Source organism: Paenibacillus sp. FSL M7-0802, assembly GCF_038004945.1.
GTDB lineage: Bacteria > Bacillota > Bacilli > Paenibacillales > Paenibacillaceae > Paenibacillus > Paenibacillus polymyxa_B.
On the sequence record NZ_JBBOSD010000001.1, the window covers coordinates 1,936,963 to 1,955,146 of the forward strand.

Genomic DNA, 18,184 nt, shown 5'->3' on the forward strand with positions numbered 1-18,184 from the left:
TAGGTAATCAGTGAATGTCGCCTCCTTTATAACATACAAAATACCCCATGCCTTGGTCATTCGGCAAGAGGTATTTGTATTTGCTTAGCGTTGATCGGATGGTTTCGATTTGTCCGCCTTGCTCATATATTCGTCGTATCGGTCATCAAGTTCACGTGCCATACTCCGGTATTTACGCGTCTCCTCAACAATGGGATCGATATGAGTCTGAACCCGCACCTCATATTTAGGGCTGAGCCGTTCCCGCTTTTTGGCCTCATTCTCACGAATTTCGCCTTCCGTCAGCAGTTCACTGAGCTGGCGTTCCAATTCTTCGGATTGGCTCATCGCGATTTCCTCCTTCAGGATGATGGTCTACGTAGAATTATAACCCGGTTGCGTCTGCTTCTTTCAGCACTTGAATAAGTTGAGAATGAATAGCTGTATTCGTAGCTGCAATATGCCGTACACTCAGGTCATAAGGTCTGCCCAATGTATCGGTGATGGTACCGCCTGATTCCTGTACCAGCAAAGCGCCCGCTGCTACATCCCACGCATTCAAACCAATTTCGCAATAAGCCGACAGCCGTCCTGACGCTACATAAGCCAGATGCAATGCTGCCGATCCCAGCGCCCGAATGCCACGTACTTGAGGTGTAAGAACCTGCGTAATTTTCATATTTAGCGGTTGTGCATACGTACGGTCCGGTGGGAAGCCGATGCAGACCAGACTATCTCCCAGTGTTTCTTCTCTCGATGCTTGCATGCGATTGCCATGCACATACGCGCCTTTTCCTTTTTCCGCTACAAACATTTCATCACGGGACGGATCATAAATGACCCCGACAATTACCTCGCCACGATGGGCCAAGGCAATAGACACACTGTAATACGGCAGACTGTGTACAAAATTGGTAGTGCCATCTACCGGATCAATAATCCATAAATATTCCTCTTCACGGGCAGCCTCTAATGCGCGGGCCGAAGCTTCGGCTCCCGGCTCTACACTCTCTTCACCCAAAATAGCATGATCGGGAAAATGGGTCAGAATCAGTCTGCGAATCATCTGCTCTGCACCTTTATCTACCTCGGTCACCAGATCCGTAGGAGACTGTTTGGTATTCAAATGTTCAACAGTTCCCAGTCTGCTCTTAATCCATTCCCCGGCTTTGGATGCCGCGTTAATAGCCACGGCAGTATAGCTTTTTCCTGATACGATATAGGGAACCTTTTCGTTTTCATGTTCGTTCAACGTGTTCACTCTACTTTCTATATCATTGTTACGTGGTTTACGAAGCTGCCCTACAGCACAGTCTCTTAACCATCTCTGTTTCATTACAAGTTTGCTAGTTTATACATTCTAGTATACACAATAAACTGCATAAAGTTTCTCTAAATGGGAGCTTTATCCGCGAAATGCCACTTTCTAAGGCATAATTTCTACGGAAGCCCCATCCAGCACTTTAACCCCATTGTCTTCCTGAAGGCGCAGTTCATTCATCAATCCGAATAACGCTTCATCCTTAAGCTTGGCTTCAAGCATGACATCAATCCGATCCGTATATCCGGCAATATTGCGCAAAAAGGTAAGCAACGGCTCCACTAGAACACCGTCCGCATGGCCCCGGGGATCTTTTTCACTTTTGGGACTGGACGCATGGATTTTGGGCGGCAATGGATGATCAACAGAAGATCCGGCTTGGGCCAATTCCCCTTTCCAGGTATCCAAAATATCCGGCCATAGCTCCCACGGCTTTTCCCCCTCATTATTCACCCATTGATGATGAATATCGAGAACCATCGGCAACCCCGTCAATTTGCAAGCCTCCAGCGTTTCCACCGCATTGAACGTTTTATCATCATTTTCCAGCGTTAACCGTTCTCTTAACGAAAGATCCAGCGCACTAACCTGCTCTACAAAACGCTGGCCTGAGGTCACCTTATCTCCGTATGCACCACCAATATGAATGTTGTTCTTGGCTTCGGCACCGAGCCCCATGGCCTCCAGCATCGCTTTGTGGTACTTCAGATCATTAATGGAGCTCTCCAACACCTCAGGACGGGGAGTGCTTAACACTGTAAAATGGTCAGGGTGAAACGATACCCTCATCCTATTCGCCTTGACATAGTTCCCAACCTCTGCAAAGTCAGCAGCAAGCGCCTGAAAAGGGTCCCAATCCCGCAGATCCTGATGGGTCGCGAGCGGAATCAGCTTAGATGAGAAACGATAGACCTGGATATCACTCGCGCGATTATGGCGCAACAGCCTCAAAGTATTATGGAGATTTTCGGCTGCTATCCGTTCTAGCTTGCGGATCGCAGCTTCTCGGTCTCCAATCTTGGTAAAGCTGCTCATTGTCATGGTTTTAGAGGGGGATGCATTTTGCACGGTAACCGACATGGCTACATAACCGAACCTTACGATCATAGGGTGTCTTCCTTTCAGCAGTCGCAGTAGATGGTAAGGCCGCTTTCGTTCTGTGACCTAAAACCCTTTTCTACTGATCATACCCGGAAAAGCACCTGCTGATTCGGTGTTATCGCACAAATTGCAAGAAGGAAACAGCTAGGATTGCTGCTGTGCTCCAAAAAACATTTCATCCGCCAATGCGGTCTGAATTCTTGCTTCCTCTTCATTCAGCTTACGAATGAGAATCATTTCAACTTCGGTCACTTCATCGCCCTGGAAATTAATTTCGGCGATACAGCCCACAATCTGCACGATGGCTACTGCCACGTTATCCACGCTGTAAGCGATGACCTTCTGGCCTGTCGGAAACACGCGCAGCCCGGATTTAACCATTTTGCCACGTCCGTATTCCAGGAGTTCGTAAAGTTCTTGTTCGCTCTTGAATTTGCACACTGAGTTAAATTCAGTTTGAAAGCCCATGTGTAGCCGCCACCTTTCATGATTAAGGGTTTAGTGTTCTGCTCAAAGATATGCCATTTATATGAACAAAAAGGAGAGTGATCAGCTCCCCTTTGTTTCGTTTATGAGTTCTCGTAGTGCAGTGCCGACCTGCGCTCATAACGCTCCAGTGCAAGGGCAATCATGCGGTCCAGCAGACTTGCATAGGATACGCCTGTTTCTCTCCACAGTAATGGATACATACTGAATGGTGTAAAACCAGGCATTGTATTCACTTCATTAATAAGGATATGTCCGTCCGAGCGTCTGACGAAGAAATCGGCACGGGAAATCCCGCAGCCTTCTAGAGCGCGGAATGCTTGCAATGCGGCTTCACGAATACGATCTGCCACTTCCTCATCCAACGGTGCCGGAATAAGCATTTCCGATTGGCCATCCGTATATTTGGCAGCGTAATCGTAATAATCACTCGCCGATACAATTTCACCCGGTACCGAGGCAATCGGCTCATCATTGCCCAGTACACTGACCTCAATCTCACGGGCATCGACGTACTCCTCAACAATCACCTTTAGGTCAAATTGCAAAGCCAGATCTACAGCCTTTTCCAGCTCTTCTCGGTTGCTGGCTTTGGAAATACCGACACTTGATCCCAGATTGGCTGGTTTGACAAAGCAAGGATAACCTAGCTCGGTTTCCATGTTACGTACCAGATCATGACTGGTTTGGGCCCACTGTGTACTATTAAAATAACAGTATTTCACTTGCGGCAATCCTGCATGCTCAAACAGCTTCTTCATGACGCCTTTATCCATACCTGCTGCCGAAGCCAGCACTCCCGCACCGACATAAGGCATATCCGCCATTTCGAACAGACCCTGAATCGTTCCGTCCTCGCCAAAGGTACCGTGCAGCAACGGAAACAGCACATCCAGCGTCTGCTCTCCGTACAGCTTGCCGAACAATGTATCTAATGCCGCCTTGGTGCCACCCTCTGCGCGTTCCAGCTTCAATTGCTCTACAGAAGCCAGAGGAGCGCTTAATAGCGCCCCTCTACGCCAATCGCCAGCCTTCGTAATATAAAAAGGAATAATCTCGTATTTCTCATAGTTAAAAGCGTTCATTACCGCATACGCTGTTTGCAACGAAACCTCATGTTCGCCCGATTTGCCACCGTACACCAGCCCTACGGTCAATTTTTGATTTGCCATGCCTATCCTCCGCTTTCCTGCTTTCGTCATTGTGACTGATTTGCATCACTGTACCTGTTATCCATCATCTCATTTAAAAATAGTCGGCGATGTGATAAAAGCGATATACCGTGTTGTCGGTCCACGCATACGAATTTTTATAGTCCCAATAACGATGTCTGGAGCTTACCGTATGTGCATTGACTAGCGGCATGCCGCCCGCATCAAAGGCCGTGACCACCGTGCTGTGCTGGAAGGTTCCGTCACCATCCCAATCGTAAAAAATGACGTCCCCCAGCATGAGCTGCTCTGGGCGACTCACTTGCTCAGCAGTCAACCCCCATGAACTGGAGCCCAAATACCGCTCCAGACTGTTGGAAACTGCCCAACTGTAGCTCCACAGCTCACGTCCGGCAACCCGTCCTTTATACCACCAGCCCGATTCTCTTTTACCAGTATAGTGGATCGGTGCTCCCCCTGCAAAGAGGCATTGCGAGATATAATTGGTGCAATCCACATCAAAACCTTCAAACTCCGGATTGAAGCTATCCCACCACTGATCTGCATAGGCCGCTGCTTCTTCGCGGCGATATCGGCTGGGACGTGCTGATGAGCCGAAGCCCAGCACACCGCGATTCAGCAGCGGCAGATTTCCTCCTTGATTAAACGAAGCCTGTTCAAAAGGAACCTCTCCCCCCGCTGGCTTCCTTTCTGCCGGATCGCGCTCAATTCTCGCTACCTGCCAGGCTTCACCCTCGCGTGTGAACGTCAGACGCTCCCGTTCAATCCGATCCTCCCGGTGAGTCATCCCGCCCTTTTCATAAAAGAGTCGGACATGCAGTTGTACATCTACCACAGCCTCATCCGGGGTATCCTGCACCATTCGTAGCGGCTTGGCGCGTGTCTCGCTGCGTAGGGGAACAGCATCCCGTTCGTTGTACCACTGCTCCAATCTGGCAGCACGTGCTGCTCGTTCCATCCGCTGACCCACCTCCAGATACTCATCCGGCTGCGGTACACCATTCACTTCACTGCGATTGTATTGATTCACGTAAGCAAAAAGGGCCTGTTTCCATTCCCGCTCCCCCATCCCAATCCCTCCATATTCGTCCCGCTATCCTTTTCCGGGGATAACCGGAATGATGTATAACTTCCTTTCTTCCCTCTCTGGTCTGATATGCTCTCTATCTATAAGTATGAATCTCTAAAGCTTGGTATGAACATCGAAACGCGAGGGAGCGGAACGTTTTATTTTCCAATCTGCAACGCATCATTTAGGCCAAAAAAACTTTACGGAACCGTCTGAAAACGGTATACTTAATCCAAAAGCAATCATTTTGAAATCACGTTTCATCTAATGAAACAAATTACATTGATCGCAACCTCTAACACGTAATGAACCACTGAAGATGTAATTGAGAACGCAACCAATTTAAACCAACTGTGCAAGACGTCGAAAAAACGACATCCCTATTTTCCCCCAAGCATCCACTTCAAGGAGGTAATACTTATGTCAGGAAAAGATCAATTCTCCATTGCCCGTAGTCTCGAAGTTAACGGTAAGCCTTATCGCTACTATAGTCTTAAGGCACTGGAGGAACAAGGAAAGAGCGGTATTGCCAAGCTGCCTTTCTCCATTAAAGTGTTGCTGGAAGCCGCGGTTCGCCAATTTGACGGACGCGCCATTACAGAAGAACATGTGCAACAGCTGACAGGATGGGCTGAGGATCGTGACACCAACAAGGAGATTCCGTTCATTCCTGCACGCATCGTGCTTCAGGATTTTACCGGTGTCCCGGTGGTTGTCGATTTGGCAGCTATGCGTGATACGGTGAAAAAAGCGGGCGGTGATCCGAAACAAATCAATCCGCTCGTCCCTGTCGATCTCGTTATCGACCATTCGGTCATGGTCGATGCTTTCGGTACCAGTGACGCGCTGGATTACAATATTAATGTAGAGTTTGAACGCAACGAGGAGCGGTACCGTTTTCTGCGTTGGGCGCAAACGGCGTTCAACAACTTCCGCGCCGTTCCGCCATCCACCGGTATCGTCCATCAGGTCAATCTGGAGTATCTCGCCTCCGTGGCCGCCACCAAAACCATTGACGGCGAAACGGTCGTCTTCCCGGATTCCCTCGTGGGAACAGACTCCCATACCACAATGATTAACGGCCTTGGTGTTGTTGGCTGGGGTGTCGGCGGGATTGAGGCAGAGGCGGGTATGCTGGGGCAACCGCTGTATTTTGTCACTCCCGATGTGATTGGCTTCAAGCTGACAGGCAGTCTGACGGAAGGCTCTACCGCCACCGATCTCGCGCTCACTGTAACGCAAATGCTGCGTAAAAAAGGCGTAGTCGGCAAATTCGTAGAATTTTACGGGCCTGGTCTGGCTAACATCAGCTTGGCTGACCGTGCGACCGTTGCCAACATGGCACCGGAATACGGCGCAACGATTGGCTTCTTCCCGGTCGATGCAGAAACGCTGGCCTACCTGCGCAGCACCGGACGTTCCGATGAGCAAGTAAGCCTCGTAGAGGAATATTACAAAGCCCAAGGCATGTTCCGCACATCCGATACACCGGACCCTGTGTTCAGCGATACGATTGAGCTGGATCTGGCTTCGGTTGTACCGAGTCTCGCCGGACCCAAACGTCCGCAGGACCGTGTTGAGCTTAGCCGCATGAAAGAAACCTTTGAAGGCATTATCCGTACCCCGGTGGACAAAGGCGGCTATGGACTGAGCGATGAAAAAATCGCACAGAAGATTCCGCTGACCCATCCGGACGGCTCCACCAGCGAGTTGGGTACAGGAGCAGTCGTTATTGCAGCTATCACAAGCTGCACGAATACCTCCAATCCAAGCGTTATGCTCGGTGCGGGCTTGCTGGCCAAAAAAGCAGTGCAGCGCGGGCTCAAAACTCCAGGCTATGTTAAAACCAGCTTGACACCAGGCTCCCTCGTCGTGACGGAATACCTGCAAAAAGCCGGATTAATCGGACCGCTCGAAGCCCTCGGCTTCCATGTAGCAGGCTACGGCTGCGCAACCTGTATCGGTAACTCCGGCCCACTTCCTGACGAAGTGAGTCAAGCCATCACTGACAATGATTTGACGGTTGGCGCAGTTATTTCCGGCAACCGGAACTTTGAAGGTCGTGTGCATGCGCAAGTAAAAGCCAACTATCTCGGCTCACCGCCACTGGTTGTCGCTTATGCGCTGGCAGGCACAGTAAACATTGATTTGGTGAATGATCCGCTCGGTTACGATCAGGACAATCAGCCTGTCTACCTGAAAGATATCTGGCCAACCTCCGAGGAGATCAAGGAAGCCATCAGCCTGTCTCTCAGCCCAGATATGTTCCGTCGTAAATATGAGAATGTATTTACTGCTAACGAAAAGTGGAACTCCATTCCGGTTCCTGAAGGCGAACTGTATGAATGGGATGAAAAATCAACTTATATTCAAAATCCACCATTCTTTGAAAAACTTCAGGATGGCGTGCAGGATATCAAGGAAATCCGTAATGCCCGTGTGCTTGCCCTGTTGAATGATTCGGTCACAACGGACCATATCTCACCAGCAGGCAACATTGCCCCTTCCAGCCCGGCAGGACTGTACTTGAAGGAGCATGGCGTGGAACGCAAGGACTTCAACTCCTACGGCTCCCGTCGCGGTAACCACGAGGTCATGATGCGCGGTACATTCGCCAACATCCGTATCCGCAACAATGTGGCTCCAGGTACTGAAGGCGGCGTGACCAAATACTTGCCAACGGATGAGGAAATGTCCATCTATGATGCATCCATGAAATATCAGGCAGCCGATCAGAACCTGATCGTCATTGCTGGTAAGGAATACGGCACAGGCAGCTCCCGTGACTGGGCGGCCAAAGGTACGCTTTTGCTGGGCGTTAAGGCTGTCATTGCCGAAAGCTTCGAGCGGATTCACCGCAGTAACCTGGTCGGCATGGGTGTGCTGCCTCTGCAATTCCAGGAAGGCTATGGCTGGTCCAGCCTGGGTCTGAACGGTCGTGAAACGTTTGACATTCTTGGCATCGACAATGACGTGAAGCCTGGTCAAGAGCTTACGGTTGTGGCTAAACGCGAGGATGGCACGAAGTTCGAATTCCCAGTAATTGCCCGTTTGGACAGCACTGTCGATATCGACTACTACCACAACGGTGGTATTCTGCAAACCGTATTGCGTCAAATGATCGAAAGCTAAGTTTATGAACTTCATATGTGAAGAACCCCCGTTTTGCAGATAAAGCTGCAATCGGGGGTATTTTTTTATTTATATAAACCGAACTTAAGAGTTACCTATAGCGCCACTGCGCAGACGGATGGTGCTTCGCTTGTACAGCACCATTCCGCTTACTCCGTTTTGATGTTCATTTTTCAAGTTCATCTTATTTATATAAAACAAAAAAAGTCGATCCCTCAGGACCGACTTCTAGCCACGTTCTCTTATAACCCTACCTTCGCACGCGAGTTACTTCGAAATATCCAAAAAGCCCTCTCCGAACACGTCCCGCACGTCATGAATGGTGATAAATGCTGCTGTGTCGATGGCTTTCACTATCTTTTTAAGCGCTGACACCTCTTGTTTACTAATGACGATATACAGCACTTCTTTTGGATTTTTAGTGTAATATCCGTGGCCTGACAGGACGGTAACTCCACGATCCATTTTCGTGATGACCATCTCGGCAATTTTATCTTGGTGCTCCGAAATGATCATGACCGCTTTTTTAGGGTTTAGTCCTTCGATCATGAAGTCCATCACCTTCGTACCAACGTACAAAATAACGATAGTTAGCATCAATTTTTCTGGACCAATAATAAAATAGGAAGAGAACGCGACAATCAAATCAAAAAACAGCAGGCCATAGCTGATATTCCAATCCAGATACTTGTTGGCAATTCGGGCTAAAATGACCGTTCCCGCCGTAGTGCCACCTACACGTACAATTAAGCCAATGCCGACCCCCACCAAAACTCCGGCAAATACAGCATTAATCGTCGGCTCATGCGAATCAATCCGCCAGTTGACCGTTAAATGTAGAAACAGCGAGTTAAAAGCGACCGCAATTATAGTGTACAGGGTCGTTCTCTTGTCCAAAAATTTATATCCGACAATCAACAGCAAGCCATTGATCACCAGATTGACGATCGAGGGAGACCACTGAAACAGGTAGTACAAAATGATCGTAACCCCTGTAACGCCCCCCTCACCAAACTCATTCGGGATCACAAACAGATTAACAGCTAGCGCGAAAAAAAACGCACCCAGAATAATAAATGCGATATCTGCAATACTTTTTTTCATATATGCTCTAATCCTTTCTCTAACATTTCAAAGGATGAATCGCCAGATGGATTGGCTGACTCTTGTTGCCAAAATACGCTGACAACCAGTTCATGGTATCTACTACCAAACATAAAGTCAATACAACTTTGACACTTTAATTCGCCACCAGACTGCCTCAATCCTGACTTGGATTCCGCAAAATTCTCCTTTTACAAGGTTATTCGACAAAATAACACAATCCCGACTACTAAACTAAGAAAACGGGCCTCTAGCCCTTGTTTTAGACCTAGGCACATTTTCCTCTAAAACGACCATCCTCCTAATCGACATTTTGGACACATATGACCATCTTCCTGTTTTATGTCAAAAGCGTTTTACTTTGAAAAAATGTGGGTATAATGATTGAAACATTACCAAGCAACCTACATAGCATCACGACATCAAGTACATACAAATAGTCCTATACAGACGTCCTAAGCAACTCAATCTGAATTTGACAATATGGAATTGGAGGAATGACCTACATGAATACAATGAACTTAACCGTCCACACCCTGATGCCCTTTCACCACCAATACCAACGTGCCAACGCGGTGAGTATGCAGAAGAAAGAAGATAGCTCGGAGAAGAAGCTCAGCTTTCAGGACATTTTGAATGAAAAAATGGGTAAAAAATAAGGCGCCGTTTATCCGGTTGCAAGATCCCGCTTTACATAAGCTAAAAAGCCGTAGTTCCCTACATCGACTGTAGAGAACCACGGCTTTTTTAATTCATTTTTCCTAAACTCACACGTTCGTTTTACTGACCTCCATCCCGATACTGCTCTGCCTTCTCACGCATCCCGGCAGCTACTGCTTCTTGAGTGTTCAGCCCCTTATCCGCTGCATAAGCGCGAATGTCCTGCGTAATGCGCATACTACAAAATTTGGGACCACACATCGAGCAGAAATGTGCTTCCTTGGCGCCCTCTGCCGGTAGCGTTTCATCATGGTAGGACAAGGCCCGCTCGGGATCAAGCGACAGATTGAACTGGTCCCGCCACCGGAACTCAAAGCGTGCCTTGGACAAAGCATCATCCCGCTGCTGTGCCCGTGGATGACCCTTCGCCAGATCGGCAGCATGTGCCGCAATTTTGTAGGTAATGACACCCTCGCGGACATCATCCTTATTCGGCAGACCCAAATGCTCCTTAGGCGTAACATAACACAGCATGGACGTCCCAAACCAACCGATCATCGCCGCCCCGATGGCTGAGGTAATATGATCATATCCGGGGGCAATATCCGTCGTGAGCGGCCCCAAGGTATAGAAAGGAGCTTCCTTACAAATCTCCATTTGTAAATCCACATTCTCTTTGATTTTATGCATAGGGACATGTCCTGGCCCTTCAATCATGACCTGAACATCATGCTTCCAGGCGATCTGCGTTAGCTCGCCCAACGTTTCCAGCTCTGCAAACTGTGCTTCATCATTCGCATCATAGATGCTACCCGGACGTAGACCATCCCCGAGAGAAAAGGCCACATCATAGGCTTTCATAATTTCGCAGATTTCTTCAAAATGCGTATACAAAAAATTCTCCTGATGGTGCGCAAGGCACCAGGCTGCCATGATCGACCCACCACGGGATACGATTCCCGTCATTCTATTCGCCGTCATCGGTATATACCGCAGCAATACACCCGCATGAATTGTAAAATAGTCCACTCCCTGCTCCGCTTGCTCAATCAGCGTATCGCGATACAGCTCCCACGTCAGCGCTTCTGCTTCGCCGTTCACCTTTTCAAGTGCCTGATACAGCGGTACAGTCCCAATCGGTACAGGAGAATTCCGAATGATCCATTCACGTGTTGTATGGATATTACGGCCTGTGGACAGGTCCATAACTGTATCCGAGCCCCAACGCACAGCCCAGGTCATTTTTTCCACTTCCTCCTCGATGGAGGAGGTAACCGCAGAATTACCAATGTTCGCATTGATCTTCACGTGAAAATGACGCCCAATGACCATTGGCTCACTTTCCGGGTGATTGATATTCGAAGGCAAAATGGCTCGTCCAGCAGCCAACTCCTGCCGTACAAACTCAGGCTCCACCCCTTCGCGGATCGCCGCAAATTCCATTTCGGGCGTAATGATCCCTTGCCGCGCATAATGCATTTGTGTCACTGTACGACCTTGCAAAGCACGAAGCGGACGGTTGGTCACGCCGGGAAATTCCACTGTCTCCCGTTTGGAGCCAGGTTTCAGTCCATTATCCTCCGGCTGGACGGCGCGTCCCTCGTAAGCCTCCACATCGCCCCGTTCCAGGGCCCAAGCTCGCCGTAATGGAGGCAGGCCCTGACGGATATCGACCTGATAGGCTTCGTCGGTCATGGGACCGCTCGTATCGTACACACGCAATGGCTCATGATGCTCCGTGCCCTGCGGCGTATGTGTAGGATGAAGAGCAATTTCGCGCTCTGGCACGGCAATGTCCGGCCGCGAGCCTTGAATATATACCTTACGGCTCCCTGGAAAGGGCGTTACCCCACTGGCTTGCTCCCCGTTTGTCTTCTCTACCTCAACTTCTTTTGTTCCTACCCTTACTTCTGTTGATTTCAATTCTGTTCCTTTTGTTCCTTCCACTTCTGTCGGCTTCATTGTCCATTCCTCCCGTTTCGATGAAATGACACACCGATCCGGAACCATTCCCAGGGTGGCGCTGATCTATGCAAAAAAGCCGGTTCCCCAGGGAACCGGCTAATCTAACGAGGCAGCTATCCAGACAGTACGCATGTGGAATAATCCTACTCCACTGCGCCACTGTAGACAGCAGCCGCGTATACATTTCAATGGCCGATTACTTCCCTACGCTGGTATGATCCAGATCAGGTGCAAAGGGTCCAGAATCTTGCACGATTCCATCTCAGCCCGGCATTACAGGCTCCCCCAGTAACTGTGATACTTCTATTCACATGAGGCGGCTATAACAGACATCCCGCCATCCTTACCAGACTACTTTAAATTTATGGCTTTGGCAACCCTTCTAGGTTCCCTTTACTAAGGAGACGCTCCCCATCAAATCACTTTGCTTGCTTCAACTGTGTTCATTCTTGTTACGGAAGCATAAGTCCCATTTCCTTCGCCGCTTCAATCAAAATCGGAGCAAAGTCATGCAGCGTCTCGGGTGCAAGCCGACTGACCGGACCGGATACAGATAAAGCCGCAGTGACCTGTCCCTTCCGGTTTACAATTGGCGCAGCCACAGCAGCAGCCCCTGGCTCCCGTTCTTCATAGCTGGTCGCATAGCCCTTCTCGCGAATGTCCTGCAGCTGGGCTTTATAGACCTCCGGGTCTACCGAGGGCGGCCATTCATCCCCGCTTAGCAGGGCTTCCAGCTCTTGCGGCGGCATAAAGGCTGCCAGCACTTTGCTGGAGGCCCCTACAGCCAGCGGCATACGCGCACCTACAGGCGCAACCCTGCGGATCGCCTGATTGCTCTGCACGGCTTGTATGCGAATACGCATGCTGCCGTCCCGTAAGTATAAGCTGACCGTCTCGCCCAGACGATCACGTAGTCCTTCCATTGCAGGCTGTAACAACACCGCCGGCTCGTCGCTTTGGGACAAATGCGTGGATAGCTCCCAAATGCGGAAGCCAAGTCGATATTTTTCCGTTTCGGCATTCCGAACGACAAAGCCCCGATCCTCCAAAGTAGTCAGCAGCCGATGAACCGTGCTTTTATGTAGACCAATTTTGGAGGCAATCTCCGTCAGGCCAAGATCCGAATCTGCGGTAAAACACAGCAGTATATCAAGTGCACGCTCTACAGCGCGAACGGTTAATTTACGGTCTTCCATCGTGAACCGCTCCTCTTGTATCCATATTCGTTTCACACTATGAAACATGGTTACATAAATTATATAGAATAGTCGCGGCTACTGTAAACCGATGTTTTTGTGACAACCATATTACAGAACGAGAACAAACATCGACAATTCTTTGCATCATTTTTACTTTTCCGGTTCAGGCGTTGACTTTGGATAATCCCCATCATACGATAATAGGTATCTATACGGATCTACACTACTATTTTCAAGTGGAATTATACCTAAATTCTATGAAACGAAGATCAATTTTATATAAGGAGGCTCTTACATGATTTCGACATCCCAGCGCAACGCTCAGCTACAGACCGCTGTTCAGGAGCCGTCCACCCCACTCTTTAATCCCCGTCTGCTGCGGTTCAAGCACGTTGTGATTGCTCTGCTGCTGTCGGTCGTCTTTTTTCTGTTGTTTTGTTTTATTGCCTTGCATGCTTACATCGCATGGGTACTTACGAATCCCACCGTTGCACCACTGTACTCTAATCCGATGCAGGCCAAAAGCATGCCTTATGAGGAAGTCAGCTTCCCTGCCAAGGATGGTAGCCGCATGGTACAAGGCTGGTATATCCCGGCGGATCAATCGCGGAAAACGATTATTTTCAGTCATGGCTATGGGGCTAACCGCGAAGAAAGCTGGATTCCCATGTATGATCTGGCGCATTATGCCCACAGTTTGAACTTTAATGTGGTCATGTTCGATTATGGATTCGCGTCACAAAACAGCAAAGCAGTCGCAACCGGAGGCAAAGCAGAATCCCAACAGCTCCTCGGAGCAATTCAGCTTGCGAAGCAACGCGGCTCGTCGGAGATTATCGTATGGGGCTTCTCCATGGGGGCAGGAACCGCTCTTCAGGCGGGCTTGCAAACCAAGGATGTGGACGCAATGATTTTAGACAGCACCTTCCTGCTGGAGCCAGATACGCTGTACCATAACATTCACAATCAAATTAATCTGCCAAGACATCCGTCTTTGGAAATTCTGGAGTTGCTGTTTCCAGTCTTGAACGGAACCAGCTTGCATCAAATTCCATATCAGGAAGTTAAAAAGGAAAACTATCCGTTCCCGATCATGTTTGTGCATGGTACACAGGATGAAAAAGCTCCTTATCCTATTGCGGAAAAGCTCGCTGCCAATCAAACCAACCCGCTTTCCAGTGTATGGATTGTTAAAAACGGGATACATGAGCTTATTTTCAGAGAGCACCCTCGTGAATATTTGCGACGGGTATCGACGTTTCTAAGCAGTGTACAGGAGCTGGAGGACAAGAAAACCATCGCTGATGCCCACAAACAAACGACTACGAAGTAAATTTTTCGAAGAACTGTATTCTATTCTTCGCCTGGAAGAAGCCTGCCTATGGACACTTAACCCGTGCCGTAGCTGGGCTTCTTTTTCGTTTTCCATGGGTATTCATTGTTTTACGTAACAGATGTGACCGGATTAAGGGAGTTCATAGACATATTCCTGATGAGACAGCGAATATACTGGGTACGTATGCATCCAGGGCAGATCTGCCAGATCCGCCGGATAGCCATAGTAGGATACGGGAGGTAAAAAAACGATGCTGAGTACTTATGGGTCTTTCCTGCCCTTACGTGTGCTGGAGGAAATTCGGCATTGGAAGCAGCAGGAAAGTTGGCATGTGGAAGTGATTAAATCCGCTACCGAGGGATTGGAGCCAACTTATGTACGGTTGCTGGATGATTGGCGGACTGTATTCGAACAGACGGAACGCACCGCCATAGAGTTGCTAGAAGAGCAACGGAGCGTACTCGATCCGGCAGATCAGGCGTGGCATCAGGAATGGAAACAGATGTCGGCTGCTCCACAAGCACATACACACGAATTCACTGGACATTCAAAACAGTCAAGGGGATTAGACGCATCATCATCTGTAAAGATGCCATTGTCAGAGTCAGCCTTAAACTCTCAGCCTGACTCACAAGAATTAAATCGTCGACTGGACGATTTGCTGCAAACCGCAAACCGTCAGTCACAGGAGTATGTACGACAGCTCGGTCTGCTGAGCGAGCACAGTCATGCATTGCGTCAGCAGCCAAAATCTGCCGGAGTTGTATTACACGCGGCACATGAAAGCCAATATTTCCTAATCTCGACAACCCCCTTTCAAGAACCTGGCTCCATCGCAAGGGCTGCTAGGTTGTATCATGTAGCGGCAGAGGGTGAGATTTACCCAGAGGAAGCGTTTCGAGAACGGCAGGCAGGCATAAGGGGAGAAGGCGCATGGACGACTAAAAGCGTCAAATCCAGCCAAGCGCAACCTTCGGCAACGGAAAAAACCTCAATCGGCCGCTCGGTTCCTATTGGGGGACATCGCCTACCGCCGCTCCCTTACCCCTATAATGCGCTTGAACCGTATATTGATGAGAAAACGATGCGTATTCACCATGATAAGCATCATTTGAGCTATGTGAATGACCTGAATAAAGCGGAAAAGAAGCTCGAAGAAGCCCGAAAAACAGGTGACTTTGACCTCGTAAAACATTGGGAACGCGAACTGGCATTCAACGGCGCAGGCCATTATCTGCATACTCTTTTTTGGACGATCATGAGTCCTAAAGGTGGCGGAAACCCAAGCGGACCGCTGGCTGAACAGATTAAAAAGGATTTTGGCAGCTACGATGCATTCAAAAAGCAATTCAGTTCGGCAGCCGAAAAGGTCGAGGGTGGCGGCTGGGCTATCCTGGTATGGAGTCCACGCGCGGGACGGCTTGAAATTTTGCAGGCCGAAAAGCACCAGAATCTGACTCAATGGGAGTCCATTCCGCTGCTGGCGATAGATGTATGGGAACATGCATATTACTTAAAGCATCAAAATGAGCGTAACAAATACATTGAGGATTGGTGGCATGTCGTTAACTGGCCTGAAGTGGAAGCGCGCTACGATCAAGCCTCCAAACTGAGATGGCAACCCTTCTAAGCTTCTAAGCTAAAGAAAAACTACACCTGCAAATCGTATCGCTCTCTGAGCGCTGCCATTTGTTCGGTCAATCCTTCCGGTTGTACCAACCAGCCATCGGCAGGTAAAATGGCTGTCCGGCTCTCAACGACACGGCGCAGAGATGCCGTGTACGCCTCAACAGACGGCACTCCAGCCAGCTCTGCCAGGCTACCCATCGTTGCTGGATTCACCCGGGGGTAATCCTGCTGCTGCACGCCTGCCGATGTGTCCCCGGCTGCCTCTGTATAGAAATGCTGCACCGCCTGTGCACGCTCTGCACCGCTGCCCTCAATCATCACGAAGGCTGTGATGATATACGCCTTGGCTTGGCGCCGCTGTGCAATGCCGCAAAACTTGCGGCCCCGGACGCTGACATCGTAATCCCCGGGACAGAAGGACCCGAGGATTTCTCCGGTCTGCGCCTCGCCAGACCACGGAACCAGCGCATCGGCAATTAGCGCTGCCATGAGCCGAAAATCCTCATGTAGGCTGATGGCCCGCTGTGGATTCGGCAGGATCAAGGACAGGTTCAGTACCCCTCTGTCCAGCATGACGGCTGCTCCACCCGAAGGGCGTACGCATACCGAGGTTCCCGCGTTGCGCACTCGTTCCATCGCCTGTGGGGCGTAGGGAAGCCTGCGGTCCCGGTGACCGATCACAAGCGCTGACGGATGCCGCCATAGATGCAAAATGGGTGTAGCTCCTTTCCCTACTTGCCGACAAGCCAGCTCCTCCCAAGCCAGCGGAGACAAAACATTCTCCTGAGTGGCCGCGAGTGGCGTTTCAAACCACTGTAACTCAGGCAAAGCTGTTGTTTTTTCCGTTGATCTATGTACATTCTCCATACGTTATCCCCTATCTATAAAAATAACTGTTATCCATAGCAAATCGTAATTTTAAGGCAGCTATCCCGTCGTCTCTATTTCTGATGTTAACAAAAAAAGGTGGCTACGCCTATGCGTAAACCACCCTTTTTTTGTTCATCACATAAACGTCTTGCGATGTTCGATCAATCCTTGAGCAGCGACAAAAACTCTGCGCGCTGTGCTGCATCATCACGAAACGTACCGCGTACCGCAGACGTTACCGTTTTGCTACCAGGCTTTTTGACACCTCTTGCACACATGCACAGGTGCTCACCTTCCACGACCACCATAACCCCGTGAGCGGAGACCGCTTCATTTAAAATATCAGCGATCTGTGATGTAATACGCTCCTGTACCTGCAATCGGCGGGTCACTGCCTCTACCAGGCGTGCAAGCTTGCTCAGTCCTACAATTTTGCCGCTGGGTACATAGCCGATATGCACTTTTCCGAAGAAAGGAGCCATATGGTGCTCACACTGGCTGTAATAGACGATGTCCTTCACGATCACAAGCTCCTCGTGATTCTCGTCAAATGTCACACCCAACGCATCCCGGGGATCAACCTCATAACCCGCAAATATTTCCTCATACATGCGCGCAACGCGTGCCGGTGTTTCCAACAACCCTTCACGCTTGGGGTCCTCACCGATCAGTTGTAAAATCTGCTCCACATGGTACTCGATTTTATCCCGGTTATCCGCAGCTTTGCGGTTAATATAATCTTTTACGCCAGCCACAGTAATCCTCCTCTATGCAGCAACCTCATGCGGCATCCGTGCTCACGTTGCTCATTATTTCCGACGGCCCTGATTTTTACGCGGACCAGGCTGATTTTTGGAGAACTGTTGGTTCTTCATCATCTGCTGGGCTTTTTGCATTTGTTTCCCATTCAGGTTGTAACCCATCTGTTTGGCCATTTTTTGCAGCGTTTCAGGGTCGTTTTGCATCTTTTCAAGCTGTTTACGAAGATAATAAGCACCGATGAAAAATCCTCCAACCAAACCAGCAATCAGGGTAATAATCGGAATGACAATATTCCACACCACGAAGTCGTCACCTCTGTATATTTATATGAAACATCTTGAATTGCACGAACCTATCATAGCAAAACATGGGACAGCTAGCAAATCACTTTTTGCAAAC

At 49.3% G+C, this 18,184-nt stretch carries 16 protein-coding genes and 1 riboswitch; of the genes, 4 read left to right on the top strand and 12 right to left on the bottom strand.

Translation table 11 applies throughout. The annotated features are described in order from the left end of the window. Positions 1-84: 84 nt before the first annotated feature. The 6 genes from MHB54_RS09170 to MHB54_RS09195 all read right to left on the bottom strand — a co-directional run bounded on the left by MHB54_RS09170 (position 85) and on the right by MHB54_RS09195 (position 5,128). A complete protein-coding gene (locus MHB54_RS09170; protein WP_023987011.1) occupies positions 85-327 on the bottom strand; it encodes a hypothetical protein in 243 nt (80 codons plus the stop codon). A gap of 37 nt (positions 328-364) precedes the next feature. Continuing rightward, positions 365-1,231: an inositol monophosphatase family protein gene (locus MHB54_RS09175; protein ID WP_023987010.1), complete on the bottom strand. Its 867-nt coding sequence runs from the start codon at positions 1,229-1,231 to the stop codon at positions 365-367. Between the two features lie 174 nt (positions 1,232-1,405). Beyond that, positions 1,406-2,407, bottom strand: a complete 1,002-nt coding sequence (gene uvsE, locus MHB54_RS09180) for a UV DNA damage repair endonuclease UvsE (RefSeq protein WP_264454181.1) — start codon at positions 2,405-2,407, stop codon at positions 1,406-1,408. Positions 2,408-2,545: 138 nt separating this feature from the next. After that, positions 2,546-2,869 (bottom strand): hypothetical protein, encoded by a 324-nt coding sequence (locus tag MHB54_RS09185; protein ID WP_023987008.1) that lies wholly within the window; start codon positions 2,867-2,869, stop codon positions 2,546-2,548. Between the two features lie 101 nt (positions 2,870-2,970). After that, positions 2,971-4,059 carry a D-alanine--D-alanine ligase gene (locus MHB54_RS09190; RefSeq protein ID WP_068939418.1) on the bottom strand — a complete coding sequence of 363 codons (1,089 nt, stop codon included), beginning with the start codon at positions 4,057-4,059 and terminating at the stop codon, positions 2,971-2,973. A gap of 73 nt (positions 4,060-4,132) precedes the next feature. Next, a complete protein-coding gene (locus tag MHB54_RS09195; protein WP_023987006.1) occupies positions 4,133-5,128 on the bottom strand; it encodes an amidase domain-containing protein in 996 nt (331 codons plus the stop codon). 420 nt (positions 5,129-5,548) lie between these two features. Here MHB54_RS09195 and acnA point away from each other — a divergent pair, with 420 nt between their 5' ends. Next, complete coding sequence (gene acnA, locus MHB54_RS09200; RefSeq protein WP_264454182.1) at positions 5,549-8,260, top strand: aconitate hydratase AcnA; 2,712 nt, start codon at positions 5,549-5,551, stop codon at positions 8,258-8,260. 267 nt (positions 8,261-8,527) lie between these two features. On the opposite strand, the gene MHB54_RS09205 is transcribed toward acnA, so the two are convergent. After that, positions 8,528-9,364 carry a YitT family protein gene (locus MHB54_RS09205; RefSeq protein ID WP_023987004.1) on the bottom strand — a complete coding sequence of 279 codons (837 nt, stop codon included), beginning with the start codon at positions 9,362-9,364 and terminating at the stop codon, positions 8,528-8,530. 506 nt (positions 9,365-9,870) lie between these two features. On the opposite strand from MHB54_RS09205, the gene MHB54_RS09210 reads away from it, so the two are divergent. Then, the gene (locus tag MHB54_RS09210) at positions 9,871-10,023 is read left to right on the top strand and encodes a hypothetical protein (protein WP_010348453.1); all 153 of its coding nucleotides are present in this window, start codon (positions 9,871-9,873) and stop codon (positions 10,021-10,023) included. 121 nt (positions 10,024-10,144) lie between these two features. Here the strand turns inward: MHB54_RS09210 and thiC are convergent, their stop codons facing one another. Together thiC and MHB54_RS09220 are read right to left on the bottom strand one after the other, a co-directional pair. Beyond that, positions 10,145-11,986: a phosphomethylpyrimidine synthase ThiC gene (thiC, locus tag MHB54_RS09215; protein WP_340981569.1), complete on the bottom strand. Its 1,842-nt coding sequence runs from the start codon at positions 11,984-11,986 to the stop codon at positions 10,145-10,147. 187 nt (positions 11,987-12,173) lie between these two features. After that, positions 12,174-12,286: riboswitch (TPP riboswitch) on the bottom strand. A gap of 155 nt (positions 12,287-12,441) precedes the next feature. Then, the gene (locus MHB54_RS09220) at positions 12,442-13,185 is read right to left on the bottom strand and encodes an IclR family transcriptional regulator (protein WP_071639527.1); all 744 of its coding nucleotides are present in this window, start codon (positions 13,183-13,185) and stop codon (positions 12,442-12,444) included. A gap of 298 nt (positions 13,186-13,483) precedes the next feature. On the opposite strand from MHB54_RS09220, the gene MHB54_RS09225 reads away from it, so the two are divergent. Both MHB54_RS09225 and MHB54_RS09230 read left to right on the top strand, forming a co-directional pair. After that, positions 13,484-14,521 carry an alpha/beta hydrolase gene (locus MHB54_RS09225; protein ID WP_023987001.1) on the top strand — a complete coding sequence of 346 codons (1,038 nt, stop codon included), beginning with the start codon at positions 13,484-13,486 and terminating at the stop codon, positions 14,519-14,521. 253 nt (positions 14,522-14,774) lie between these two features. After that, on the top strand, positions 14,775-16,154 hold the full coding sequence (locus MHB54_RS09230; protein WP_340981570.1) for a Fe-Mn family superoxide dismutase: 1,380 nt from the start codon (positions 14,775-14,777) through the stop codon (positions 16,152-16,154). A gap of 20 nt (positions 16,155-16,174) precedes the next feature. On the opposite strand, the gene MHB54_RS09235 is transcribed toward MHB54_RS09230, so the two are convergent. The 3 genes from MHB54_RS09235 to MHB54_RS09245 all read right to left on the bottom strand — a co-directional run bounded on the left by MHB54_RS09235 (position 16,175) and on the right by MHB54_RS09245 (position 18,087). Further along, the gene (locus MHB54_RS09235) at positions 16,175-17,020 is read right to left on the bottom strand and encodes a lipoate--protein ligase family protein (protein WP_264454184.1); all 846 of its coding nucleotides are present in this window, start codon (positions 17,018-17,020) and stop codon (positions 16,175-16,177) included. A 164-nt stretch (positions 17,021-17,184) separates the two neighbouring features. After that, positions 17,185-17,778, bottom strand: coding sequence for a GTP cyclohydrolase I FolE (gene folE / locus MHB54_RS09240; RefSeq protein WP_013308743.1), 594 nt, complete (start codon positions 17,776-17,778; stop codon positions 17,185-17,187). A 54-nt stretch (positions 17,779-17,832) separates the two neighbouring features. Then, on the bottom strand, positions 17,833-18,087 hold the full coding sequence (locus MHB54_RS09245; RefSeq protein WP_013308742.1) for a YneF family protein: 255 nt from the start codon (positions 18,085-18,087) through the stop codon (positions 17,833-17,835). Positions 18,088-18,184: the final 97 nt, after the last annotated feature.